Here is a 23,618-nt window from a genome sequence, read left to right on the forward strand (position 1 = left end):
ACCGGGCAAGGTGCGGTCAGACGGCGCAGCCAGCGCCTTCGCCCGCGCAATCTTCGTCGCGGGTCGCCTTGAACTCGTCGCCTTCGTTCCAGTTTGGCCAGCTCGTGCTGTCGCCCAACATCCGGCCGATGCGGTAGAACAGCGCCAGGTCGCTCATCACGCCGGACCAGTCCCAGTCCGGATTATATTCGTCCTTCGGCCCGTGATAGCGGTTTTCGGTATAGTCTGCCGCGACGGCCGCACCGGCTTCGGTGCCGCCTTCGATCAGGTCTTCGCCCCCATCGATATACAGCATCGGCACGCCACGCTTCGCGAAGGCGAAGTGGTCGGAACGGTAGTAGTAGCCTGCCTCAGGCGAGGGGTTGGCGGTCGCCACGCGGTCTTCCGAGGTCAGCGCCGCGTCGAGGAATTTGTCGAGCTGCGACTTGCCCGGACCGACCACGGTCACGTCCTTGGCCGGACCGGCAACCTGGAAGGCGTCCATATTGATCCCGCCGACGGTCTTGTTGAGCGGGAAGACGGGGTTCGCGGCGTAGTAATCGGCGCCCAGCAGACCCGATTCTTCCGCGGTTACAGCAAGGAAAACGAGGCTGCGCTTGGCAGCTCCCGCCTTGGCATGGGCTTGTGCCAGCGCGACCAGCGCCGCCGTGCCCGTAGCATTGTCGACGGCACCGTTGCAGATGTCATCGCCATCGGCCGCCGGGGTGCAGCGACCAAGATGGTCCCAGTGTGCGGTGTGCATGACGTATTCGTCCTTGCGCTCCGTTCCAGGAAGCATGCCGATGACGTTCTTGGATGCGAACTTGCGGATGTCGTTGGCAAAGTTGGTGCTGGCGGTCAGCCCCAGCGGAACCGCCTTGAACCCCTTCTTCTTCGCATCGGCAGAGAGAGTGGCAAGGTCCTTGCCCGCGGCCTGCATGATCCGCTCGGCTGCCGTTTTCTGAACCCAGCCGTTCATCTGCGTCATCTGCGGAGCATTCGCGCCGCGCTCGGCATAGGCTTGCGGGCCGGACCAGCTGCTTTCGACCACGTTCCAGCCGTAAGCGGCAGGGGCGGTGTCGTGGATAATGATCGCGCCCGCCGCGCCCTGACGCCCGGCTTCTTCGTATTTGTAGGTCCAGCGGCCGTAATAGGTCATCGCCTTGCCGCCGAAGTCGCCTTCGAGCGTTTCCGCCCCGAAGTCCGGATCGTTGATGAGGATGACCGCCGTCTTCCCGGCCATGTCCAGGCCTTCGTAGTCGTTCCAGCCCTTCTCCGGCGCGTTGATGCCGTAGCCGACGAAGACCAGTTCGCTGTTCTCTAGGCTGGTCGCGGCTTCTTCGCGATAGCTGACGCCAACCCAATCCTTGGCGAAGGCAAATTCCATCGGCGCGACGTTCTTGCCCGCGATCGTCAGCGGGGCGTAATCCTTGCCGGTGATTTCCACCAGCGGCACGTCCTGCACCCAGCTGCCGTTATTGCCGGGCTGAAGGCCCGCCTGCTCGAACTGTTCGATGAGATAGGCGACGGTCTTTTCTTCGCCCGCGGTGCCCGGCGCGCGGCCTTCGAACTCGTCGGAGGAAAGCCGTTCGGTCACGCGCTTCATCGTCTCTTCGTCGAGCACGCCGTTAGCGACTTCGGGAATGTCGAGCGCGCTGTCGGCGCTGGTGTCTGAGGCGGAGATGCCCGCCGCGTCGCAGGCGGCGAGCGTCAGTGTCGCGCAGGCGGCCAGAATGAGTTTTTTCATGAAGTCCTCGTCCCGTTCAGGGTTTTCGATGGGCGCGTGTGTCGCAGGCAGAACGCGCAGGCGCAAGGCCCATGCTTGCGTGGCAGGGGCGGTGCGGGCAGGAGGTTGGGCGATGGCCGACTGGACCGATGCCCTGCGCCGCGCTGACGCGCATTCGCCTTTTCTCTCGCGCGCGCTGGAGCGTCAGCCGGACCTCGCGCAATTGCTGGCGGCGGGGGACGGCGCGGGCGCGCTGGCCTGGGCGGAAAAGGCGGGCGATGGCATGTCGGTGCGCGTCGCGCTGCGACGTCGGCGGTTGGCGCTGGCTACGGCGCTCGGCGTGGGCGATCTGGGCGGGGCGTTCGACCTCGCAATGGTGATCGGCACGCTGTCTCGCTTCGCGGACGAGGCGCTGGATGCGGCGATTGCGGAGGCTATCCTGAACCGCGCGCCGGACAGCGAACCGACCGGCTTCACAGGTCTTGCGCTGGGGAAGCACGGTGCGGGCGAACTCAATTACTCGTCGGACATCGATCCGATCCTTCTCTACGACCCGCAACGTCTGCCCCGGCGCGAGCGTGACGAGCCGGGCGAAGCGGCGCAGCGCGTGGCCCGCCGCGTGGTCGAAACTCTGGGCCAGGTGACGGAGGACGGCTATGTCTTCCGGGTCGACCTGCGACTGCGCCCGGCAAGCGAGGTCACGCCGCTGGCAATCAGCTTCGACGCGGCGCTCAGCCACTACGAAAGCAGCGCGCTGGCGTGGGAACGGGCTGCATTCATTCGCGCGCGCGCCTGTGCCGGAGATATCGGCGCGGGGGAGGACTTTCTCGCGTCGATCACGCCGTTCGTCTGGCGGCGCAGCCTGGATTTCAACGCGCTCGACGACATCCGGCGGCTTACCGCGCGCATCCGCTCCGCCTATGCCGGCCCGCGAGATCCGGGGCCGGGCTTCGACGTGAAGAAGGGCCGCGGCGGAATCCGCGAGGTCGAATTCTTTGCCCAGACCCACCAGCTGATTCACGGCGGGCGCAATCCGGCGCTGCGGGTGCGTGGGACGCGCGCGGCACTGGATGCGCTGGCGGACGCCAGGATCGTCCCGGCGGATACTGCGACCATGCTCGGCGACAGCTACGACCGGCTGCGCGCGATCGAGCACCGTTTGCAGATGGTCAGCGACCAGCAGACCCACAGCCTGCCGCGCGATGCCGCCGCGCTTGAAAACGTGGCCGCGCTTGGTGGCTGGCCGGATGGCGCGGCACTGGTCGAAGAAGTCCGCTGCATCTGCGAGGGTGTGGGCCGCGAGTTCGATGCTCTGATCGCGGACGACAGCCCTTCGCAGTCTGGCGGCGGCGACTGGCAGGATCGGCTCGGCTGCGCCGGCTTCGACGATGGTGCCGCAACCGCGAAACGCGTCGACGGGTGGTTCGACGGTCGGATCCGTGCGCTGAGGTCGGACACATCGCGTGCCGCTTTCGATGCGGTTGCACCGGACCTGTTCGCAGCCCTCGGCCGGTCGAGCGACGCCGCGCAAGCCTTTACGCGGTTCGAGAGCCTGCTTTCCGCGCTGCCGAGCGCGGTCAACCTGTTCCGCTTGCTCGAAGCCCGACCCGCGCTGCTCGATCAACTGGTCCAGGTGCTGGTCCTGGCTCCGCCGCTTGCCGAGGAGCTGGCCCGTCGGCCCGCTCTGCTCGACCCGCTGATCGATCGCAGCGCCTTCGACCTGCCCGGTCCGGTGGAGGCAATCGCGAAGCGGCTGGCTGGCGGCGGGACGATGGAATACGAACCGCAACTCGATGCCATCCGCCGCATCGTCGGTGAGCTGCGGTTCCTTGCCGGGGTGCAGCTGATCGAAGGCGCGCAGGACCCTCTCGACATCGCGCGCGGTCTCTCGCGCATCGCGGAAGCTGCCATTGTCGTGGCGGCAGAGGCGGCGGAGCGGGAGTTCGCTGAAGCGCATGGCATCATCGCTGACGGCGAACTGCTGGTGCTGGGGCTGGGGCGGCTCGGCGGCGGGGTGCTGACCCATGCGAGCGATCTTGACCTGATCTACCTGTTCGATGCTCCGCCGGGCGCCGAATCGACCGGCGAGCGAGAAATGGGCGCCACGCGCTATTACAACAGGCTGGCGCAGCGCGTGACAGCGGCGCTCAGCGTTCCGACGGCGGAGGGTGCGCTCTACGAAGTCGACACGCGCCTGAGGCCGCAGGGCAATCAGGGTCCGCTGGCGAGCAGTCTCGATGCGTTTGCACGCTACCAGCGCGAAGATGCATGGACGTGGGAGCATATGGCACTGACGCGTGCGAGACCCCTGCATGGTTCGCCCGAAGGCCGCGCCCGGTTGCAGCAGCTGATCGACGAAATCCTGCAGCAGGACCGGGAGCCTGATGTCTTGCGGCGCGATGTCCTGAAGATGCGGGCTGAAATGGCGGCGCACAAAAAGGCCTCCGGTCCGCTCGACGCAAAGCTTTCGCGTGGCGGGCTGGTCGATTGCGAGTTCCTCGTCCACTTCCTGCAATTGCGCGAGCGGACGGCCTTTTCGCCGGACCTTCACGTTGCCCTGGCGGGGCTCGAGCGTGCGGGGCTGGTGTCGCCAGATGTCCTCGCGGCGCATGAGCTGATGACCCGCTTGCTGGTGGCAGCCCGCCTGCTCGCTCCGCGCGGGGAGGTGCCGGACGAAGCCGCGCAGGCCGCGCTGGCGCGCGCCTGCGGTTGCGGCGACTTTTCCAAACTGCAAAAGCGGTTCGACGAGGCGCGCCACGCCGTGGCCGAGTGCTGGACCGGAACGTTCGGCGAGCAACTGGAGATGACGCAATGAGCGAAGTGCAGGTCGGAGACACGATTCCCGATATCGCGATGGAAACACCCGATGGCGGCACCGTGCGCCCGTCCGACTTCGCTGGCGCGCCTGTCGTGCTGTTCTTCTACCCCAAGGACAACACGCCGGGCTGCACGACCGAAGCGCTCGATTTCACCGCGTTGAAGCCGGAGTTCGACAAGGCGGGCGTCAAGCTGCTCGGCATCAGCAAGGACTCGCCGCAGAAGCACCGCAACTTCATCGCTAAGCACGATCTGGCGACGCCGCTCGCCACGGATGCGGAAACTGGGGGCTTGTCCGATGCGCTCGGTATTTGGACGGAGAAGACGAATTACGGCCGCACCTACATGGGCATAGTCCGCACCACGTTGCTGCTCGATGCCGAAGGAAAGGTCGCACAGGTCTGGAACCGCGTCCGGGTAAAGGACCATGCGCACGACGTCCTCCAGCACGCGCAATCGCTCTGATCTGGCGATTCGGAACCTTGACCGCGTTCGCGGTAAGATGGTTTGCGGGGGCAAGCGGGCCGATAAACAGGCTGCGGTAAGGCTGCGCCTTTCGGTCCGGCATTCAAAAAACCGCTGAATTCCGCCATTTCTTAAATGAAATTAACCTTTGATCGAGGTCAATGACACGTTGGAATGCGTCATTTCAACGACTCACCGCGTTCGGCAGGCGGTTGGCCGTGAAGCCAGCCGCCGTTGGTTGCGCCTCAAGATTTTCGGGTCATAGCTACGAATGCACGAGACGGCCGGGGGGTTCCGATCAGTCTCTAAAAAATTTCACTCCAGCTTTCGGGCTGGTGCCGGCAAGGGTCTGCCGGAAGATAAGGACGGGTACGTGATCGCCAATTTCTTCAAGAAATCAGCAGGCAAGCTGTTCGCCATCGGCGCAGCTGCCGTCACTCTCACCGCGGCCAACCCGGCCATGGCAAATGCTTCCAACAGCGCCGAAGTCACCGCCCCGATCAAGCAGTCGGGTGCCGTCGCCGCCACTCCGCTGGGCCAGAGCGACGAGGAATTCCGCCGCATCTTTTCCAGCTGGGAACAGATCGAACGCAAGCGTGGCGGTATCGCCGCCGTTCCGACCACCTCCATTTCGATCCCGTCGGGCAATCCGCTGGAAAACGCCCGCATGTCGAGCAGCTACGGCTCGCGCACTCATCCGGTTCTCGGTGGTCGCCGCGATCACAAGGGCGTCGATCTGGCAGCGCCGACCGGCACGCCGATCTACGCTACCGCAGACGGCATGGTGAGCCGCGCCAACTGGTTCTCCAGCTACGGTCAGTTCGTCTCGATCGAACATGGCGCCGACATCCAGACGCGCTTCGCCCATCTTTCGCGCATCATCGTCTCCGAAGGCGAGCAGGTGAGGAAGGGCGACATCATTGGTTACGTGGGCTCGACGGGTCGCTCCACCGGTCCGCACCTGCACTACGAAGTGCGGGTAGACGGCCGGGCAATGAACCCCGCGGACTATATCAACGACGCTTCGCCGGTTGGCCGCATGGCGGTTGCCATCGGTCACGACGGCCTGGGCGGATAAAAGATACATTACTTTCGGACATCGGGAGAGGGTGTCTGAGCGGGGGCGACGGGAAACCGTCGCCCTTCTCGTTTGTGCAAAGGGGCCGAGCGATGGGAGCATGGGGCGCAGGCTCTTTCGACAATGATGCGGCGCTGGACTTCGCCGACTCGATAGAGGTACCCGGCGATCTCGAAGCGCCGCTCTCGATAGCGAGCGAGGACGAGATCGACGCCGACCAAGCAAGCGCGATCATCGTCGTTGCCGAATGTGTGGCAGCGTTGCAGGGCAACCCCCTTGCCGACCTGCCCGAAGAACTGGCAGCGACCCTTAAGGATTTTCCTGAGCCATCGGGCGAACTGATCGACACAGTGCGCGATCATCTCTCCGCCGTCATCTCGCGTAGCGAGCTGGTGGACCTCTGGGCAGAGGAAGGGTCGGGCGACTGGAACCGCGCGGTCACCGATCTGATGCAGCGCCTCAATGCGCCGGTAACGGCGCGACAGCTCGCCAAATACCCGCCGACGAAACCCGGTCCGGCAGTCAATCGCTCACCCTGCTCCTTCTGCGGCGAGGAAATGGGCGAGGGCGCGTTCACGCAATTCGACATCACCGTGTCGGAAGACGAGATTTCCTCGATGAAGCTGGGCGGCTGGGCGCACCTTACCTGCCTCAATGCGGCACTGCATCCGCGCCACATCATCCAACACTGGGATTTCGACGACGAAATGCTCGACCGGATGCGCGCGCGGCGCGAGGCCGAAGAGGACTAGCCCTCGTGATCCGCGCGGCCGAAATCGGGCCGTGCGTCGTCCTGCCCTTCCTCGATGATCGAGCGACGGATGGCGCGGGTGCGGCTGAAGAGGTCGAACAGCGCATCGCCGTCGTCGCGGCGGATGGCGCGTTGCAAGGCGGTCAGATCCTCGCTGAAAACCTGCAACATCTCGAGCACGGCGTCCTTGTTCGACAGGAACACGTCGCGCCACATGGTCGGGTCGCTCGCCGCGATGCGGGTGAAGTCACGGAAGCCACCGGCGGAATACTTGATGACCTCGCTGCGAGTCACGTCCTCCAGATCGCTGGCGGTGCCGACGATGGTGAAGGCGATGAGGTGCGGCAAGTGACTGGTGATGGCGAGCACGAGATCGTGGTGCGCGGCGTCCATGATCTCCACCTTGGCGCCGAGCGTCTCCCATAGTTCCGACAGGGCCGCGAGGTTTTGCTCAGGCGCGTCTGCGGGCGGGGTCAGGATGCACCAGCGCCGCTCGAACAAGGAGGCGAAGCCTGCGTCCGGGCCGCTCTGCTCGGTCCCGGCGACGGGGTGGGCGGGAATGATGGTGACGCCGGGAAGCTCCCTGGCCAATGCCTCGGCCACCGATTGCTTGGAGGAGCCGACGTCGCTGACGACGCATTCCTCGGGCAAATGGGGTGCAATGGCCTCGGCGGCGGCAGGCATGGCGCCGACGGGAACGCACAGGATTACCAGCTGTGCGTCGCGCACGGCATCGGCGGCAGTGTCGGCCACGGTGCCGACAAGCCCGCGCTCGGCCGCCCGCGCGCGGGTGCTTGCGTCGAGATCGAAGCCGGTCGTCGCGACCTGCTGAGCCTTTTCGCGCAGGGCAAGGCCGATCGAGCCGCCCAGCAGGCCAAGCCCGATGATCGCGACACGTTGAAAGCTCATCGCGCCGTCTCTGTCAGATCGCGCAGAGTCGCTGAGATAGCGTCCATATCCTCGCGCGTGCCGATGGTGATACGCAGGCAATCGGCAAGCCTGCCGAGCTTCATGTGACGCACCGCATAACCTGCATCGGCAAGGCCGTTCAGCGCCGCTTCCGCGCGCAAGGCTCCGGTGAACTCGACCAGCAGGAAGTTCGCGCTGCTCGGCAAGGCGCGCAAGCCGTAGTTGCCAAGCGCATCGATAGCCTCGCGCAAGCGCGCCAGTTCGGCGGCATTGTGCAAACGGCTCTGCTCGACGAAGTCCTGATCCTTCACGCCCGCAAGTGCCGCGCTTTGCCCGCTATTCGTGACGTTGAACGGTCCGCGAATGCGGTTGAGGCTGGCCACCAGATCGGGCGCGCCGGTGGCCCAACCGATCCGTTCACCGGCCAGGCCGTAGATCTTGGAGAAGGTCCGCGTCACCAGCACGTTGTCGTGCGCGGCCGCGAGGTCGAACGCGCCATCGCCTTCGCCGGGCGCGACATATTCGATGTAGGCGTTGTCGATCACCAGAAGGACGTCCCCCGGCAATCCGGCATGGAGCCGCGCAACCTCAGCGCGTGGCAAATAGCTGCCGGTCGGATTGTTCGGATTGGCGAGGAAGACGACTCGCGTCCGTTCGGTAACCGCGCCGAGCAGCGCGTCGACATCCATGGCGAAGTCGTCATCCTCCGCTTCGACAGGCGTGGCTCCGCAGCGGCGTGCAGCGATGTCGTAAACCGAGAAGGAATAGCGCGAGAACAGGACTTCGTCGCCCGGCCCGGCATAGGCCTGTGCGGCCAAATTGAGCAGTTCGTCCGACCCCGTGCCGCAGACGATCCGTGCGTGGTCGATCGCGTGCAGCGCACCGATCGCTTCGCGCAATTCGCGTGCGTCCGGGTCAGGATAGCGGTCCGGCGCGACAACGGCATCGCGCCGCGCCTTCAGCGCCGCTGCGCTGGTGCCGAGCGGGTTCTCGTTTGCGGAGAGCTTGATCAGCTCGCGCCCGTCCTTCCCGTGCGCGCGGCCGGGCACGTAGGCGTGGATCGCGGCGATCCAGGGTTTCGGTTGAGGCCGTTCGGTCATGGCGCATGGGCGCATAACCGCATCGCGCGCCGATTGCCAATCGATTGACACCGCACCCGCGCTCGCCCAATCCCCGCCGCCGATGAACTCCGCCGCAGCCCATCTCTCCGCCCCGCGCGCATTGACCCTGCCGCAGCCGCTCCCGCTCGACAGCGGGCAGAGCCTGCACGGCGTTCGCATGGCTTACGAGACCTACGGCGAACTGACGGCGGCCAGGGACAATGCAATACTGATCTGCCACGCGCTGACCGGGGACCAGTACGTCGCCAGCACGCATCCCGTGACCGGCAAGCCGGGCTGGTGGGAACGGATGGTCGGCCCCGGCAAGCCCATCGATACCGACCGATTCTACGTCATCTGCGCCAATGTGATCGGCAGCTGCATGGGTTCGACCGGTCCGGCCAGCGATGGACCGGACGGCTCACCCTACGCGATGAATTTCCCCGTCATTACCATCCGCGACATGGTTCGCGCCGCGGTCTCCATGCTGGATGTGATGGCGATCGAGCGGCTCTATGCCGTGGTCGGCGGTTCCATGGGCGGGATGCAGGCGCTGAGCCTTGCGGCCAACTTCCCCGACCGGGCGGAGCGAGTGCTCGCCATCGCGACGACGGCGCGCCATTCCGCGCAGAACATCGCCTTTCACGAGGTCGGTCGGCAGGCGATCATGGCCGATCCGGACTGGCAGGGGGGCGATTACTACGCGGCCGAGCGGCGGCCCGATGCCGGCCTGTCCGTGGCGCGCATGGCGGCGCATATCACCTATCTGTCGGAAGAAGGGCTGACCGCCAAATTCGGCCGCCGCCTTCAGGACCGGGAGGAAAAGACCTTCGGCTTCGATGCCGATTTTCAGGTCGAGAGCTATTTGCGCTATCAGGGGAGTGGCTTCACGCAGCGGTTCGATGCCAACAGCTATCTCTACATCACGCGCGCGATGGATTATTTCGACCTTGCCGAGGAGCACGGCGGCAAGCTGGCCGACGCCTTCGCCGGGTCGAGCGCGCGCTTCTGCCTCGTCAGCTTCGACAGCGACTGGCTCTATCCCACGGCGGAAAGCCGCCACGTCGTCCATGCGCTGAACGCTGCGGCCTTGCCAGTCAGCTTCGTGGAACTTTCCGCGCCTTACGGCCACGACAGCTTCCTGCTCGACGTCCCGGCGCTGGATCGCGTGATTGGGGGGTTCCTGGGATGAGCGAGCCGGCCTCCAACCTCACTCATCGCAGAGGCCCTCAGCCCAGTGTGAGCCTGCGCCCTGATCTCGCGGTGATCGCGCAGAACGTCGCACCGGGCAGCCGGGTGCTCGACATCGGGTGCGGCGATGGTGCGCTGATGCTCGCGCTGGGGGAGCGGGGCTGCGACGTGCGCGGGATCGAGATCGACGGCGACAGCGTGGAGCGCTGCGTCAGCCAAGGCCTGAGCGTGGTGCAGGGCGATGCGGACCGCGACCTTGCCGACTATCCCGACAAGGCTTTCGATGTCGCGGTGCTCAGCCAGACGCTGCAAACCGCCGCGCGGCCCGACCTGATGCTGGACCAATTGCTGCGCGTCGGGCGCACGGCCTATGTCAGCTTTCCCAATTTCGCCCACTGGCGGATGCGGCGCGACTTGCTGATCAAGGGGCGGATGCCAGTCACGCGACATCTGCCGGTGAGCTGGTTCGAAACGCAGAATATCCACCATCTCACGGTGTCCGATTTCCTGTCGTTGGTGGAGCTGAAAAGGGCGCGCGTCGAACGGCGGTGGTATTTCGCAGGGGATCGCCGGATTGCGGAGCGCGGCGGGAACTGGCGCGCCGAATATGCGCTGTTCGAAGTGAGCGGAGCATAATTCCGCGCTGAGCCTTTCGCCGCGCCTTGTCTCCCGCTAATGCAAATCCTTATCAATAAGAAGGATCCCCCCGATGCGTAAAATCGTTCTTTCCGCCGCGCTTTCCGCTTCCGCGCTGGCCCTGACCGCCTGTGGTGGTGCAGACACCACCACCGACGAAACCGCCGTGGCCGAGGCCGATGCTGGTGCGGACACCACGACTGCCGCAACCGAAACCAGCGTGCTTGATCCCAACACCGCGACCGCAGAGGAACTTGCTGCAGCTACTGGGATGACGGCGGAACTGGCCGATGCCGTGATCGCCGGCCGTCCTTACGAAAGCGCAACCGCGTTCAACGCGACGCTGATGGACACGCTGGGTGAGGAAGAGGCGGCTGCCGTGCGCGCGGGTGTGTTCGTGCCGGTCAACCTCAACACCGCGACCAAGGAAGATATCGAGCTGATCCCAGGCATGACGCCGAAGATGGTGCATGAGTTCGAGGAATATCGCCCCTATGCAGACATGGCGGAATTCGACCGCGAGATCGGCAAGTATGTCGATGAAGCCGAAGTTGCCCGCTTCCGGCAGTACGTGACGCTCTAACTGGTTCGCGCCTTGCGCTGCCGGTATTGCAGCGCAAGGCGCAGCCCTTCGATTGCGGCCAGGATGCCGGCGTGTATCCAAGCCGTTGTCGGGTCGAACGCAGACCAGATCCAGTGCAGGAACGTCAGCACGGCGGCCGGGTAGACCAGCCGGTGAAGCGTCTTCCACCTGCGCCGCAACCACCGCATCGATGCGTCGTTGGACGTGATCGCCAACGGCGCGAAGATGGCGAGCGCCAGCCAGCCGGCAATTAGATAACTCTCCGATAGCTCGGCGAACGCCGCTTCGAACGAAGCTTTCTTCCAGAGATAGATGATCGTGTGCCCGGCAGCGTAAGCGAAGCTGGCGACGCCAAGATCGCGTCGCCGCTTCAGCAGCCACCCAGTCCAGCGAGACTTGCGAAACAGCAGTCGCAAAGGCGTTACCGCCAGCGTCGCCATCAGCAACCAAGCGGCAAGATCTCCGCTGTCACCGATCGCATGGCCGTAGCCGTAGGCATCGGGCGTCAGCGTCCAGCGCCCGACGATCCAGAAGCCCGGCGCGGCGAGCGCGGCCCACAGCAGCAATCGTGATGCGGGCATCGTCTCGTCTCAGCCCCTCAATCGCTCCGCGTGCCAGGCGACGTGCTCTGCCATGAAGGTCGAGATGAAATAATAGGAATGGTCATAGCCGTCCTGCATCCGGATGGTCGCGTTCATTCCCGCAGCCTCGCAGGCTTGCGTAAGACGATGCGTCTGCAGCTGTTCTTCGAGGAAGTTGTCGGACGTTCCCTGGTCGATCAGCAGATTGTCGAGGCGCGCACCGTCTTCGATCAGAGCGACAGCGTCATGCTCACGCCATGTCGCGCGGTTTTCTCCCAGGTAACGGCCGAGCGCCTTGTGCCCCCACGGAACTTCGCCGGGCGCGACGATCGGCGCGAAGGCGCTGACCGAGCGAAAGCGGGAGGGATCGCGAAGCGCGATCGTCAGCGCGCCGTGCCCGCCCATGGAATGACCCGTGATGCCCTGCCGCGTCATGTCGACGGGAAAGTTCGCGGCGACGAGGTCCGGCAATTCGCGCTCGATATAGCTGCGCATGCGATAGTTCGCCGCCCATGGTTCCTGCGTTGCATCGACGTAGAAGCCTGCGCCCTTGCCGAAGTCGTATTCGTCCGCACCATCGGGTACGCCATCTCCGCGGGGGCTGGTGTCGGGCGCGACGAAGATCACGCCATGTTCGGCACAGGCCTGACGATATTCGCCCTTCTCGGTGACGTTGGCATGAGTGCAGGTGAGACCCGACAGGTACCACAGCACAGGTAGGCGCGTGCCGTCTTCATGCGGAGGCACGAAGACGGAGAACGTCATCTCCGTCCCGGTTTGGGTGGAGGCGTGGGAGCAGACGTATTGTTGCCCCCCATGTGCCATGTTCTGCGACAGCTGTTCCATCAGTCCCCGATCAGGCTTCGCGGTGGATGCCGCAAATCTTGTGACCGTCGAGATCGCGGAAATAGCTGAGGTTCATCGTGCCCATGGCGCCGGTGCGCGGACCCGGCGGGTCTTCGATGCTGGTGCCGCCATTGGCGACGGCGACATCGTGAAGTTCCTTCACCTGTTCGAGCGAGTTGCACTTGAAGCCGATGGTCATGCCGTTGGCGCAGGTCGCTTCGCCATCGTCGATCGGCTGGCTCAGCATGAAGACGTTGCCTTCGTGGATGAACATCACGCGCCGGTGTCCGCTGGGCGAAGTGTTGTCGATCCCGCCGCGCACGCCGAGCACGCCGAGAACTTTCTCATAAAACGCTTTCGACTTGTCGATGTCGTTGGTGCCAATCATGACGTGATTGATCATTTGCACTCTCTCCTTTGTTATTCTCAGTAGACCACGACGCTGCGAATGCTCTCGCCCGCGTGCATCAGGTCGAAGCCCTTGTTGATTTCGTCGAGCGTTAGGACATGGGTGATCATCGGATCGATCTGGATCTTGCCGTCCATGTACCAGTCGACGATCTTGGGCACGTCGGTGCGGCCCTTGGCCCCGCCGAACGCCGTGCCGCGCCAGTTGCGCCCGGTGACGAGCTGGAAGGGGCGGGTTTCGATCGTCTTGCCGGCCTCGGCCACCCCGATAATGATCGAAGTGCCCCATCCCTTGTGGCAGCATTCCAGCGCCTGGCGCATCACGTCGGTGTTGCCGGTACAGTCGAAGGAATAGTCCGCCCCGCCGTCGAGCATGTTGACCAGCGTTTCGACGACGTTGCCGACCTTCTTCGGGTTCACGAAGTCGGTCATGCCGAACCTGCGGCCCCATTCCTCCTTGTCGTCGTTGATGTCGACGCCGACGATACGATCGGCCCCTGCCAGCCTGGCACCCTGGATGACGTTGAGGCCGATGCCGCCGAGGCCGAATACCACCACATTGTCGCCGACCTGGACCTTCGCCGTGTTGGTCACCGCGCCGACACCCGTGGTTACGCCGCAGCCGATGTAACAGCTGGTCTGGAACGGCGCGTCCTCGCGAATCTTTGCGACCGCGATTTCGGGCAGGACGGTGAAGTTGGAGAAGGTCGAGCAGCCCATGTAGTGGTAGATCGTCTCCCCCTTGTAGGAGAAGCGGCTGGTCCCGTCAGGCATCAGCCCCTTGCCCTGCGTTTCGCGGATCGCGCTGCACAGGTTGGTCTTGCCGCTGAGGCACATTTTGCACTGGCGGCATTCCGGCGTGTAGAGCGGGATGACGTGGTCGCCCGGCACGACCGAGGTCACCCCTGCGCCGACTTCGCGAACGATCCCTGCACCTTCATGGCCGAGCACGCTGGGGAACAGGCCTTCGCTGTCCAGTCCGTCGAGCGTGTAAGCGTCGGTGTGGCAGATTCCCGTCGCCATGATTTCGACCAGCACTTCGCCCGCCTTGGGGCCTTCCAGATCCAGCTCGACGATTTCGAGCGGTTGTTTTGCCTCGAATGCGACGGCGGCGCGGGTCTTCATGGCTGATATCTCCTTTGCCAAGCGGCGTAGGGAAGGGGGCGGGCGGCTGCAAGTTGCTTGCGGTTCATGCGGTCCGGTTTAGGGGCGGGCCATGTTCAGATCGTTCCTCGCGTCCGTCCTTCTGCTTTCCCCGGCTGCGCTTGCCGCGCAGGAAGCGCCGGTCGGGCTGGCGCAGCTCGAACCGGCGGAACGCCTGGCTTTGCGCTGCGGCGTTGCCTTCGGCATGATTGCCGAAGGGCAGGCGCGCGGCGATCCGCGAGCGGCGGAGTATCCTGCGATGCAAACGCGTGGGCGCGAGTTTTTCGTCCGGAACACGGCAGCGCTGATGGAAAAACGCTCCCTTACCCAGGAACAGGCGCGGCGCCTGTCCTTCGATACGCTGATCGAAATCACCAGCGAAGGAATCGAAGCGCGCGAGGCGATGATGCCGACTTGCCTGCGATTGCTGGACGAATCCGGTCTCTGATCCGTTCACCGCAGACTCAGGGCGAAAGAGCTAGGCTTTCGTCACCTGTCCGAACTGCCGGAGTCTAGCCATGCGTGCCATCGCCCTGACCACTGCCGCCACGCTCGCGGTGCTTGCCATGCCCGCCGCTGCGCAGGACGCCGAGCCAGACAGCGATCTGGCGCCGGTTATCGCGCAGATGTCGGACCCGGCGTTTCAGGACACCATGGCCGTGATGATCGGCAGCCTTGGCGAAGTGCTGCTCGACATGCCCATCGGCCCGCTGGCCGAAGCGGTCGAGCGTGCCGGCGGCGAGCCGACCGGCTATGGCCCTGACGCGCGCGTTCGCGACGTTGCGGGCCCGGACGCGCAGGACCTGCCGGCCGAACTCGCCGCGCGCACGCCGCAGATGATGGACGCAGCCAGCGGCATGGCAAGTTCTCTTGAAGCGATGATGCCCGTGCTACGCGCGTGGAGCGAGGAGATGGCAGCATCGGTCGCCCATGCCCGCGACCGCGCGGACCGGAGTTGCGACGAATTCGAAGGCTGATTTCCCACCGGATAATCCGCGTCGCACCCGCCCCGCGGCTGGACGCTCCGCTGCAAACCATGCATGAGGACGCTCCATGTGGCGCCTCCACCAGTTTCCGCTTTGCCCCTTCAGCCGCAAGGTCCGCCTGCTGCTGAGCGAAAAGGGCGTGGGCTATGAACTCTGGCGTGAGAACCCGTGGGAAGGGCGCGATGAATTCTTCGCGTTGAACCCGGCAGGCCGCACGCCCGTGCTGCACGATCCGGAAAAGGGTGTGACCCTGTGCGATAGCCGCGCGATCTGCGAATATTTCGAGGAAACGGTCGACGGCGCGGCAATGATCAACGGCACTGCCGCAGGCCGCGCGGAAATCCGGCGGCTGGTCGCGCTGTTCGACGAGAATTTCTACGAAGACGTTTCCGGCCCGCTGCTGAACGAACGGATGAAGAAGCGCCTGATCTATCGCCAGTCGCCCGACAGCGGCCAGTTGCGCGATGCCATGCGCCTCGCCAACGAACACCTCTACTACATCGACTATCTCGTCGATCACCGCCGCTGGCTGGCGGGCGCGCAGATGAGCCTGGCCGATCTGGCGGCGGCGGCGCATATCTCGGTCGCGGACTATCTCGGCGGGATCGACTGGTCGGGGCATGACCAGGCGGCGGACTGGTATGCCGCGATGAAGAGCCGCCCCAGCTTCCGGCCCTTGTTGTCGGAGCGGATGGAAGTGATCCAGCCGCCAAGGCATTACGCCGACGTCAACGCGTAGGTTTGCGAAGCGGCGGTGTCGTCACCATATCTCCGTCAAGGAGACAAAAATGACCGATTCCAGGACCATGACCGAAGCCGAATGGCGCGAAAAGCTTTCGCCGGAACAGTATCACGTTCTGCGCGAAGCCGGGACGGAGCGGGCCTTCACCGGGAAATACGACAAGAACTATTCCGAGGGCGAATACTTCTGCGCCGGCTGCGGGCAGGAGCTGTTCACCAGCGATGCCAAGTACAACAGCGGCTGCGGCTGGCCCGCCTTCACCAAGCCTGCCGAGGGCGAGGCGGTGGAAGAGCGGCGCGACGTTTCGCACGGCATGATCCGCACCGAAGTGCTGTGTTCCAACTGTCACGGCCATCTCGGCCACGTCTTCCCCGACGGGCCGAGCGACCAGGGCGGGATGCGTTACTGCATCAATTCCGCGGCGCTCGATTTCGAACCAGCGGAGAAGGCGGGGGATGAATAGGCGTCGCTGACCGCCCGCCCGTTCACTCCGCATTACAATTGACCTATCCAGTGCCGTCGCAGCGGGGCATAGGCCCCCCACGCGACAAGGGACGGCACGGGAGGTTGATCGCAGCCCATGGCACGCAAACGCAGCGTTGGGACACGCGCCCGGCCGCGCGACCGCGTGCGGGCGAGCGACACCGAAAGCCGTTCCGCCCGCCGGGCGCGCAAGCGTGAGGAACGCGGCTTCTTTGCCCGCTGGTTCCGCCGACTGTTCTTCACCGGGCTGATTGCCGCCATTCTTGGCGTGCTGGCGCTGGGTACGGCGGTGGCCTTCGCTGCGCGCGACCTGCCGAGCTATTCCATGCTCAAGAGCAGCCGCCAGGGGCAGACCATCATCGTGCGCGCCCGCGACGGGTCGCAGATCGTTTCCCTCGGCCCGAGTTACGGGCAGTGGCTGACCAGCGACGAGATCCCGCAGGTGATGAAGGATGCGATGATCTCGGTCGAGGATCGCCGTTTCCATTCCCATTTCGGTGTCGACGTGCTGGGGCTTGGCCGCGCAATCTATGTCTGGGCGACCGGCGACAATCGCATCGGCGCGACGTCCACCATCACGCAGCAGCTGGCGCGCAACGTCTTCCTCAACAACAATCGCTCGCTCGACCGCAAGCTGCGCGAAGGCATTCTCGCGCTGGCGCTCGAATGGAAGTTCTCCAAGGAACAGATCCTCGAGCTGTATCTCAACAAGGTCTATTTCGGCGGCGGCGCCTACGGCATCGACAGCGCGAGCCGGAAGTTCTTCAGCCATTCGGCGCGTGACCTCTCCACCGCGGAGGCCGCGATCATTGCCGGGCTGGTCAAGGCGCCCAGCCGCTACAGCCCGACCGCCGACGTCAACCGCGCCGTCAGCCGCGCGAACGTCGTGCTCGCGCAAATGCGCAAATACGGTGCTCTCGACGCAAGCGATCTGGCGCAGGTCGACGTATCGGCTGTGAAACTTTCACAGGAGAAGGGGCAGAACTCGGTCCGCTACTTTACCGACTGGGTGTTGCCGCAGCTCGACATCCTGTTGCCCGACAACACCGGATACGAGCCGATCGAGGTGTGGACCACGATCGACATCGGGATGCAGAATGCGGCCACGGCCGCGATCAAGTCGAACACCCCATCGGGCGCGCAGGGTGCGCTGGTCAGCCTTGATCGCGATGGCGCAATCCTGGCGATGGTCGGCGGGCTCGATTATGTCACCAGCAATTACAACCGCGCAACCAACGCCGTGCGCCAGCCCGGTTCGTCGTGGAAGCTGTTCGTCTATCTCGCCGCGCTGGAGGCGGGTTACACGCCCGACGATCGCGTGGTGGACGAGCCGGTGACGATCGATGGCTGGAGCCCGCGCAATTCGGGCGGCAGTTACGCGGGCGAAATCGACCTCCGCAGCGCGTTTGCCTATTCCAAGAACACCGTCGCAGCGCAGCTCGGAAACGAGGTCGGCTTCAGCTCTGTCGCGGCCATGGCGCGGCGTTTCGGCATTACCACGCCGATCGATACTTATCCTTCGATGGTGCTGGGAACCTCCGAAGTGCGCCTGATCGACATGACGCGCGCCTTCGCCGGAGTAGCCGCGCGCGGGCGGTCGGTAGAGCCGTATGGCGTGATCAAGGTCGTCACCAGCGATGGCGAGGAGCTTTTCCGTCACCAGCGCAGGAATGACATCCAGCTGGTGCCCGATTACGTCGCGGCGGGTATCACCGATCTGTTGCAGACCGCCGTTGCCACCGGCACGGGCCGGGCAGCGCAGATCGGGCGGCCGGTCGCCGGGAAGACCGGGACCACCAGTTCCAACAAGGACGGCTATTTCGTCGGCTTCTCCAGCGGAGTGACGACCGGGGTCTGGATGGGCCGCGATGACAACAAGCAGGTCGCCAGCTTGCAGGGCGGTACAGCGCCTGCGCGTGCCTTCGCCGCCTACATGACCTATGCGGTGAAGGATCGCCCGGTCGAGAAGTTCGACACCGATCTGAAACTGCCGGAGTGGCAGTTGGAGCCGGATGACGAGTTCCTCTACGGCGACCCGGAGGATTATTACTTCGTCGACGAGAACGGCAATCTGATCGAGCCTGCGGGGCCGATGGGTCCGCGTGGGGAGCCGTTCCCGCTGGAACCGGGCGCAGGAGACCAGGATCAGTCGCGGCCGGACCAGACCTCTCCCGCCGCCAATGAGGATTTCCTGGAACAGGCGATCGGGCGCGAGATCCGCAACGGCCCGGCGCCGGGCAGCCCTTCCAATCCCCTGCCGTCGCCGGGTGTTCGCTTCCCGCAGCCCGAAGTGACGCGGGGTGGGCAGCGCCAGCCGCAGCAGCCCGGACCGCAGCAGCCGCGCCAGCCGGCCAGCAATCCGAACGAACAGCGCTAGTTCGACGCCGCCAAAGAAAAAGCCCCCGACTGCCAGAGGCAGCGGGGGCTTTTGGTGTCGGTCGGAAGAGCCTAGCGGATACGCACCGGCACGTAAGCCGCGGGCTGGCCGCGTCGCTGGATGCGCAGCAGCACCGCCTCGCGCCCGCCGCTCTTGGCCGAAGCCACCAGTGAGGACAGCTGCGCCGGGCTGGTTACTGCCGAGTTGTTCGCCGACAGGATGATGTCGCCACGCTGCAGACCCTTCTGCGCCGCATCCGCATTGGGATCCACCGCGGTAATGACTACGCCGGTCGCATCGCGTTCCGCGCCGAGCTGACGCGCGATCTGCGGGGTCAGCTCGATCACCTGCAGGCCGAGCGAATCCTCGACCGCGGCATCGCTGCTGCCGCTCGGGCCGGCATCGTCCTCGGGCTGATCGGGCGCGAACATGTTGCTGCGAGCAAGCTCTTCTTCGGTCGGGCGCTTGCCCACGGTCACATTCAGCGTGCGGCGCTGGCCGTCACGCAGCACTGTCACCGGCACGCGCGTGCCGGGGGCAACGTTGGCAATGAGATACGACAGCGTCTGATCGGGCGTCACGTCCTCTCCGCCGATGGCAAGCACGACGTCGCCCGCTTCGATCCCGCCGCGGTCGGCGGCCTGATCGGGCTCTACCGACTGGATGAATTCGCCGCGGTTTTCATCGATGCCGAGCGCGCTGGCGAGATCGTCCGTCACCGGGCCGATCCGCACGCCGAGGTAACCGCGCTGAATTTCCTCGCCCGCGATCAGCTGCTGGACGATCGGCTCTGCCGTCTCTGCCGGAATGGCGAAGCCGATGCCGACGCTGCCGCCGGTCGGCGAGTAGATCGCATTGTTGATGCCGATCACATTGCCTTCCATGTCGAACAGCGGTCCGCCCGAATTGCCGCGGTTAATGCTGGCATCGGTCTGGAGGTAGCGGTCGTAGGCGCCCGCGCCGGTGTTCCGCAGCACGCTGGAAACGATCCCGCTGGTCACCGTCCCGCCGAGGCCGAAGGGATTGCCGATTGCAATGACCCAGTCACCGACGCGCGCTTCGCGCGAATTGCCGAAGCGCACGAAGGGAAGGTCGCCGCGCGGGCTGATCTTGAGCACCGCGAGATCGGATGCGGCATCGTTGCCGATCAGTTCCGCCGGATATTCCGTCCCGTCGGCCATGGTGACGGTGATTTCCTCCACCGTACCGCGACCGTCCGCCGTGATGACGTGATTGTTCGTGACGACATAACCGTCCGCCGAAATGATGAAGCCCGAGCCGAGCGACTGTGCCTCGCGCGTGGTCGGCTGACCGCCGCGGCGATTGCCGAACAGGTCGGCGAAGGGCGTGCCCGCGAACGGGTTGTTCTGGTTCACGGTGATGCGCTGACGGGTGGAGATGTTGACCACCGCCGGCTGCAATTGCGCCGTCAGGTCGGCAAAGCTGGAAGGTGCGCCTGCACGCGGCACGACGTTGCGCATCTGCTGGGCGTCGTTCTGCGCGGTCTGCGCCCCTGCGGGGTATCCGGTGACCAGCGATACCGCAGCACCGCCAGCGAGGAGGAGAGAGCTAAATCCGTATGCGTAGCGCACTTTTTTCACGTCCTTCTTGATCCTTTCTCGGCGCCGTCATGCGGCGCTTGAATCCATCCCCCGTCCCGATTCAGCCAATTGCAATGAACCGGCTTTGAATAGCGCAGTCCAATCAGCCGGGCTGGCGGAAACGGCGCAGATATTCATTGTCCGGCGACATGATGATCGAGCTTTCGCCTTCGCCCTGGCTGAAGGTCGAATCATAGCTCTGCATTGCGCGGTAGAAATCGTAGAAGCCGGGGTCCTTACCGAAGCTTTCGGCGTAGGTGCGCGCGGCATCGGCATCCGCTTCGGCGCGGATGATACGGGCGTCGCGCTGTCCGGCGGCACGGATCGTGCGCGCTTCGCGTTCGCGGTCTGATTCCATCCGGGCGAAGGCCGATTGCAACGGCGCGCCGTCGGGAAGGTCGGTGCGCTTGATCTGCACGTCGATCACTTCGGCACCGTATTGCCGGGCCTGCCGGTCAAGATTGGCGCGGACATTGGCGAGGGCAGAGCCACGCTCCGCCGTGAGCATCGCCTGAAAGGTCCGACGCCCGAGTTCCTGCCGCAGCACGGAATTGAGAATCGGCTCCAGCGCAACGCGCACGCCGTCGGTGGTGCCCGCTCGTTCGACCATGCGAACCGGGTCGACGATGCGGAAGCGCGCATAGGCGTTGACGAGCAGGCGCTGCTGGTCGTTCGACAGCACTTCCTCGTCGGTCATTTCGAGATCGAGGACGCGCTTTTCGATCGTGCGCACGGTGTCGATGAAGGGCACGCGCAGATAGAGGCCCGCACCAGTGCGTCCGCCCGGCGTGTTGACAGTGCCGATCGGCTCACCCGTGCGGATGACGACGGCCTGGTCTTCCTCGTTCACGATGAAGGCGCTGAAAGCGAAGATGACAAGCGCCACGATCACGGCGATCAGGGAAGCGCGATGGGTGTTCCAGACGTTTTCCATGGTCACTGGCCTCCCTGCTGCGATTGCGAGGACGATTGCGCTGCGGGGCGCGACGGCGTGGTGACCTGCGGCGTGGCGGGCTGCTGCGCGCGGCGACGAACCTCGGGCAGCGGCAGGTAGGGCGTAACCCCGTCCGTCTCGATGATGGTCTTGTCGGTCTGGCTGAGCACCCGTTCCATGGTCTCGTAATAGAGGCGGCGACGGGTCACTTCGGGCGCGAGGCGATATTCCTCGTACACCTTGTCGAAGGCCTGGGCCTCACCCTCTGCCTGGGCGAGCACCTGCTGGGCGTAGCCGCGCGCCTGGTTGCGCGCCGCATCGGCATTCTGTTCGGCAACGGAGACATCGCGGAAGGCATCGACCACGTCGCTCGGTGGGTCGGCCTTGTCGATTTCCACGCCGAGCACGTCGATGCCCGAACGATAGGCGTCGAGCGTGCGCTGCATCCGCTCGCGCACCGCAAGCTCGATCTCTGCACGGCCCTGACCCGAGAACGTCTCGTCGAGCGTCTTTTCCGCGACCGTGGCGCGCATGGCAGCCTCTGCCACTTCGTTGACCGTCTCGATCGGCTCGGCGAGCCGGAACTTGAAGTTTTCCAGATCCTTGATGTTCCAGCGAACGATGTAGCTCAGATCGACGAGGTTCTGGTCGCCCGTCAGGATCAGCTTGGTCGCCTGCTGGTTTTCCGGAATGCGAACCGCGCGAACGCCGCGCACGTCTTCCACGTCGACGGTTTCAATCGGCCAGGGGAAGGAGAGCTTCAGGCCCGGATCGAGCGTGCGATGGTAATTGCCCAGCCGCTTGACCACGGCTTCCTCGTTCGGCGCGATCAGGTGCGCGCTGCTTGCGAGCAGCCCGACGACGACGATCGCGCCAATGGCGTAGGGGAACCAGCTGCGTCCGCCGGGACCGGTGGGAATGCGGAAGTTCGGACCGCCCGGACCGCCGGCGCGGCGGCGCGGACCTTCGGGGCCGCGGTTCTTGAAGATGTCGTCGATGCTGGCGGAACGGCGCGGTTCGTCCGGATTGCCCGAACCGCTGCCACCGCCGGGAAGCCACGGATTGCGCGGCCCGCTGGCCTTGCCAGGCTTTTCGCCGGGCGAAGAGCCGCCGTCGCCTTTTCCGCCGTCACCGGACGTTCCGCTCGAGCTTCCGCCCCAGGGGTTCTTTTTGCCGGCCATGGCCAGCGCGATACGATCGTAAATCCCGCCAAGAATCTGCATGGGGCACTTATAGGAACGATTCTCGGCAAAAACAGGGGGACCATTGGCGATTTTGCCTGCCCTTTCGCCGCGCGGCTCGCTAGCAGGGCGGCGATGTCGAGCGATAATGACCTTCTGAGCCTTCTTCCCATAGAATTGCAGAGCCGTGTCCAGACCCTGCGCGCAAGCGAGGGCGTGGCAACGCTGGTGCTCGACGGCAGCGGGCTGGATGCGAGCGGCCGCGCGGCGCTGGAAGATGCCTGCCGGCAGGCACTGACGGCCGCGCCCGATGTGTCCGAAGTACGCGTGGCCGTGATGGGCGAGAAATTGCGCCGCCGGGTGGTCGCCATCGCGTCGGGCAAGGGCGGCGTCGGCAAGTCGACGCTGACGGCCAATCTCGCGGTCGCTCTCCACGCGATGGGCCACAAGGTCGGGGTGGTCGATGCCGATGTCTACGGCCCCTCCCAACCGCGCCTGCTGGCGAGCGAAGGGGCGAAGCCGCATGCGAAGGACAAGCAGCTCATCCCGGTGCGCGGCCATGGGGGCATTCCCATGCTTTCGATGGGACACCTCGTCGATGCGGACAAGGCGCTCGCATGGCGGGGGCCGATGGCGGCGGGCGCACTGACGCAGCTGATGGAAGCCGACTGGGGCGGGGCGGAACTGCTGCTGATGGATTTGCCGCCGGGTACGGGCGACGTGCAGATCACCATGGTGCAGAAATTCCGTCCGGACGGTGCGGTGGTCGTCTCCACCCCGCAGGATCTCGCACTGATCGATGCGCGCAGGGCGATGCAATTGTTCGCGCAGGTCGACGTGCCGATCATCGGGATGGTCGAGAACATGTCGGGCTATATCTGCCCGCATTGCGGCGAGACGAGCGACCCCTTCGGCAAGGGCGGGGTTGCGGCCGAGGCCGAGAAGCTGGGCCTGCCGTTGCTCGGTCAGATTCCGCTCGCCCCGTCGATCCGCCAAGCGAGCGATGCCGGGCAGCCGGTGGCAGACGGCGGCGAGATGGCGGAACATTATGTCTCCATCGCGAAGCAGCTGGCCGACTGGCTGGCGAAGGACCCCGCCTGA

Annotated in this window: 23 protein-coding genes; 13 read left to right on the forward strand and 10 right to left on the reverse strand. The window is 65.0% G+C overall.

Features of this window, described 5'->3' with window-relative positions; genetic code table 11:
- Nucleotides 1-16: 16 nt before the first annotated feature.
- Nucleotides 17-1,726, reverse strand: a complete 1,710-nt coding sequence (locus tag ACXYN8_RS09015) for a M28 family metallopeptidase (RefSeq protein ID WP_458889098.1) — start codon at nucleotides 1,724-1,726, stop codon at nucleotides 17-19.
- A gap of 112 nt (nucleotides 1,727-1,838) precedes the next feature.
- On the opposite strand from ACXYN8_RS09015, the gene ACXYN8_RS09020 reads away from it, so the two are divergent.
- The 4 genes from ACXYN8_RS09020 (at nucleotide 1,839) to ACXYN8_RS09035 (ending at nucleotide 6,817) form a co-directional block, all read left to right on the forward strand.
- Nucleotides 1,839-4,520 carry a bifunctional [glutamine synthetase] adenylyltransferase/[glutamine synthetase]-adenylyl-L-tyrosine phosphorylase gene (locus ACXYN8_RS09020; RefSeq protein ID WP_458889099.1) on the forward strand — a complete coding sequence of 894 codons (2,682 nt, stop codon included), beginning with the start codon at nucleotides 1,839-1,841 and terminating at the stop codon, nucleotides 4,518-4,520.
- A complete protein-coding gene (locus tag ACXYN8_RS09025; RefSeq protein ID WP_458889100.1) occupies nucleotides 4,517-4,987 on the forward strand; it encodes a peroxiredoxin in 471 nt (156 codons plus the stop codon). The genes ACXYN8_RS09020 and ACXYN8_RS09025 overlap by 4 nt, the downstream gene beginning before the upstream one ends.
- A gap of 373 nt (nucleotides 4,988-5,360) precedes the next feature.
- Nucleotides 5,361-6,065 (forward strand): M23 family metallopeptidase, encoded by a 705-nt coding sequence (locus tag ACXYN8_RS09030; protein ID WP_458889101.1) that lies wholly within the window; start codon nucleotides 5,361-5,363, stop codon nucleotides 6,063-6,065.
- Between the two features lie 92 nt (nucleotides 6,066-6,157).
- Nucleotides 6,158-6,817 (forward strand): DUF4259 domain-containing protein, encoded by a 660-nt coding sequence (locus tag ACXYN8_RS09035; protein WP_458889102.1) that lies wholly within the window; start codon nucleotides 6,158-6,160, stop codon nucleotides 6,815-6,817.
- Here ACXYN8_RS09035 and ACXYN8_RS09040 read toward each other — a convergent pair.
- Entirely contained in the window at nucleotides 6,814-7,725 is a 912-nt protein-coding gene (locus ACXYN8_RS09040) for a prephenate/arogenate dehydrogenase family protein (RefSeq protein WP_458889103.1), read from the reverse strand. The two genes, ACXYN8_RS09035 and ACXYN8_RS09040, sit on opposite strands and share 4 nt — an antisense overlap.
- The gene (gene hisC / locus ACXYN8_RS09045) at nucleotides 7,722-8,825 is read right to left on the reverse strand and encodes a histidinol-phosphate transaminase (protein WP_458889104.1); all 1,104 of its coding nucleotides are present in this window, start codon (nucleotides 8,823-8,825) and stop codon (nucleotides 7,722-7,724) included. Before hisC ends, ACXYN8_RS09040 begins: the two co-directional genes overlap by 4 nt.
- Before the next feature lie 82 nt (nucleotides 8,826-8,907).
- Between hisC and metX the strand changes: the two genes are divergently transcribed.
- From metX to ACXYN8_RS09060, 3 genes are all read left to right on the forward strand, one after another.
- The gene (metX, locus tag ACXYN8_RS09050) at nucleotides 8,908-10,017 is read left to right on the forward strand and encodes a homoserine O-acetyltransferase MetX (RefSeq protein ID WP_458889105.1); all 1,110 of its coding nucleotides are present in this window, start codon (nucleotides 8,908-8,910) and stop codon (nucleotides 10,015-10,017) included.
- Nucleotides 10,014-10,652, forward strand: a complete 639-nt coding sequence (gene metW, locus ACXYN8_RS09055; protein ID WP_458889106.1) for a methionine biosynthesis protein MetW — start codon at nucleotides 10,014-10,016, stop codon at nucleotides 10,650-10,652. The genes metX and metW overlap by 4 nt, the downstream gene beginning before the upstream one ends.
- A gap of 73 nt (nucleotides 10,653-10,725) precedes the next feature.
- A complete protein-coding gene (locus tag ACXYN8_RS09060) occupies nucleotides 10,726-11,235 on the forward strand; it encodes a ComEA family DNA-binding protein (RefSeq protein ID WP_458889107.1) in 510 nt (169 codons plus the stop codon).
- On the opposite strand, the gene ACXYN8_RS09065 is transcribed toward ACXYN8_RS09060, so the two are convergent.
- From ACXYN8_RS09065 to ACXYN8_RS09080, 4 genes are read right to left on the reverse strand one after another with little or no spacing between them, the layout of a single operon-like run.
- Nucleotides 11,232-11,816 (reverse strand): protein-methionine-sulfoxide reductase heme-binding subunit MsrQ, encoded by a 585-nt coding sequence (locus ACXYN8_RS09065; RefSeq protein ID WP_458889108.1) that lies wholly within the window; start codon nucleotides 11,814-11,816, stop codon nucleotides 11,232-11,234. The genes ACXYN8_RS09060 and ACXYN8_RS09065 overlap by 4 nt on opposite strands.
- A gap of 9 nt (nucleotides 11,817-11,825) precedes the next feature.
- Nucleotides 11,826-12,662 (reverse strand): S-formylglutathione hydrolase, encoded by an 837-nt coding sequence (gene fghA, locus ACXYN8_RS09070; RefSeq protein WP_458889109.1) that lies wholly within the window; start codon nucleotides 12,660-12,662, stop codon nucleotides 11,826-11,828.
- Between the two features lie 10 nt (nucleotides 12,663-12,672).
- Nucleotides 12,673-13,065: a VOC family protein gene (locus ACXYN8_RS09075; protein ID WP_458889110.1), complete on the reverse strand. Its 393-nt coding sequence runs from the start codon at nucleotides 13,063-13,065 to the stop codon at nucleotides 12,673-12,675.
- Between the two features lie 23 nt (nucleotides 13,066-13,088).
- Nucleotides 13,089-14,195, reverse strand: coding sequence for an S-(hydroxymethyl)glutathione dehydrogenase/class III alcohol dehydrogenase (locus ACXYN8_RS09080; RefSeq protein ID WP_458889111.1), 1,107 nt, complete (start codon nucleotides 14,193-14,195; stop codon nucleotides 13,089-13,091).
- A 91-nt stretch (nucleotides 14,196-14,286) separates the two neighbouring features.
- Between ACXYN8_RS09080 and ACXYN8_RS09085 the strand changes: the two genes are divergently transcribed.
- From ACXYN8_RS09085 to ACXYN8_RS09105, 5 genes are all read left to right on the forward strand, one after another.
- The gene (locus ACXYN8_RS09085) at nucleotides 14,287-14,661 is read left to right on the forward strand and encodes a hypothetical protein (protein ID WP_458889112.1); all 375 of its coding nucleotides are present in this window, start codon (nucleotides 14,287-14,289) and stop codon (nucleotides 14,659-14,661) included.
- A 70-nt stretch (nucleotides 14,662-14,731) separates the two neighbouring features.
- Nucleotides 14,732-15,190 carry a hypothetical protein gene (locus tag ACXYN8_RS09090; protein WP_458889113.1) on the forward strand — a complete coding sequence of 153 codons (459 nt, stop codon included), beginning with the start codon at nucleotides 14,732-14,734 and terminating at the stop codon, nucleotides 15,188-15,190.
- A gap of 76 nt (nucleotides 15,191-15,266) precedes the next feature.
- Nucleotides 15,267-15,938: a glutathione S-transferase family protein gene (locus ACXYN8_RS09095; protein WP_458889114.1), complete on the forward strand. Its 672-nt coding sequence runs from the start codon at nucleotides 15,267-15,269 to the stop codon at nucleotides 15,936-15,938.
- A 49-nt stretch (nucleotides 15,939-15,987) separates the two neighbouring features.
- Nucleotides 15,988-16,404, forward strand: a complete 417-nt coding sequence (gene msrB, locus ACXYN8_RS09100) for a peptide-methionine (R)-S-oxide reductase MsrB (protein WP_458889115.1) — start codon at nucleotides 15,988-15,990, stop codon at nucleotides 16,402-16,404.
- 117 nt (nucleotides 16,405-16,521) lie between these two features.
- On the forward strand, nucleotides 16,522-18,801 hold the full coding sequence (locus tag ACXYN8_RS09105; RefSeq protein ID WP_458889116.1) for a transglycosylase domain-containing protein: 2,280 nt from the start codon (nucleotides 16,522-16,524) through the stop codon (nucleotides 18,799-18,801).
- Between the two features lie 71 nt (nucleotides 18,802-18,872).
- On the opposite strand, the gene ACXYN8_RS09110 is transcribed toward ACXYN8_RS09105, so the two are convergent.
- The 3 genes from ACXYN8_RS09110 to hflK form a co-directional block, all read right to left on the reverse strand.
- A complete protein-coding gene (locus ACXYN8_RS09110) occupies nucleotides 18,873-20,393 on the reverse strand; it encodes a Do family serine endopeptidase (protein ID WP_458889589.1) in 1,521 nt (506 codons plus the stop codon).
- Between the two features lie 112 nt (nucleotides 20,394-20,505).
- Entirely contained in the window at nucleotides 20,506-21,336 is an 831-nt protein-coding gene (hflC, locus tag ACXYN8_RS09115; protein WP_458889117.1) for a protease modulator HflC, read from the reverse strand.
- A 2-nt stretch (nucleotides 21,337-21,338) separates the two neighbouring features.
- Nucleotides 21,339-22,559 (reverse strand): protease modulator HflK, encoded by a 1,221-nt coding sequence (gene hflK / locus ACXYN8_RS09120; RefSeq protein WP_458889118.1) that lies wholly within the window; start codon nucleotides 22,557-22,559, stop codon nucleotides 21,339-21,341.
- 93 nt (nucleotides 22,560-22,652) lie between these two features.
- Here hflK and ACXYN8_RS09125 point away from each other — a divergent pair, with 93 nt between their 5' ends.
- A complete protein-coding gene (locus tag ACXYN8_RS09125; RefSeq protein WP_458889119.1) occupies nucleotides 22,653-23,618 on the forward strand; it encodes an Mrp/NBP35 family ATP-binding protein in 966 nt (321 codons plus the stop codon).

Source organism: Altererythrobacter sp. CAU 1778 (assembly GCF_054482795.1).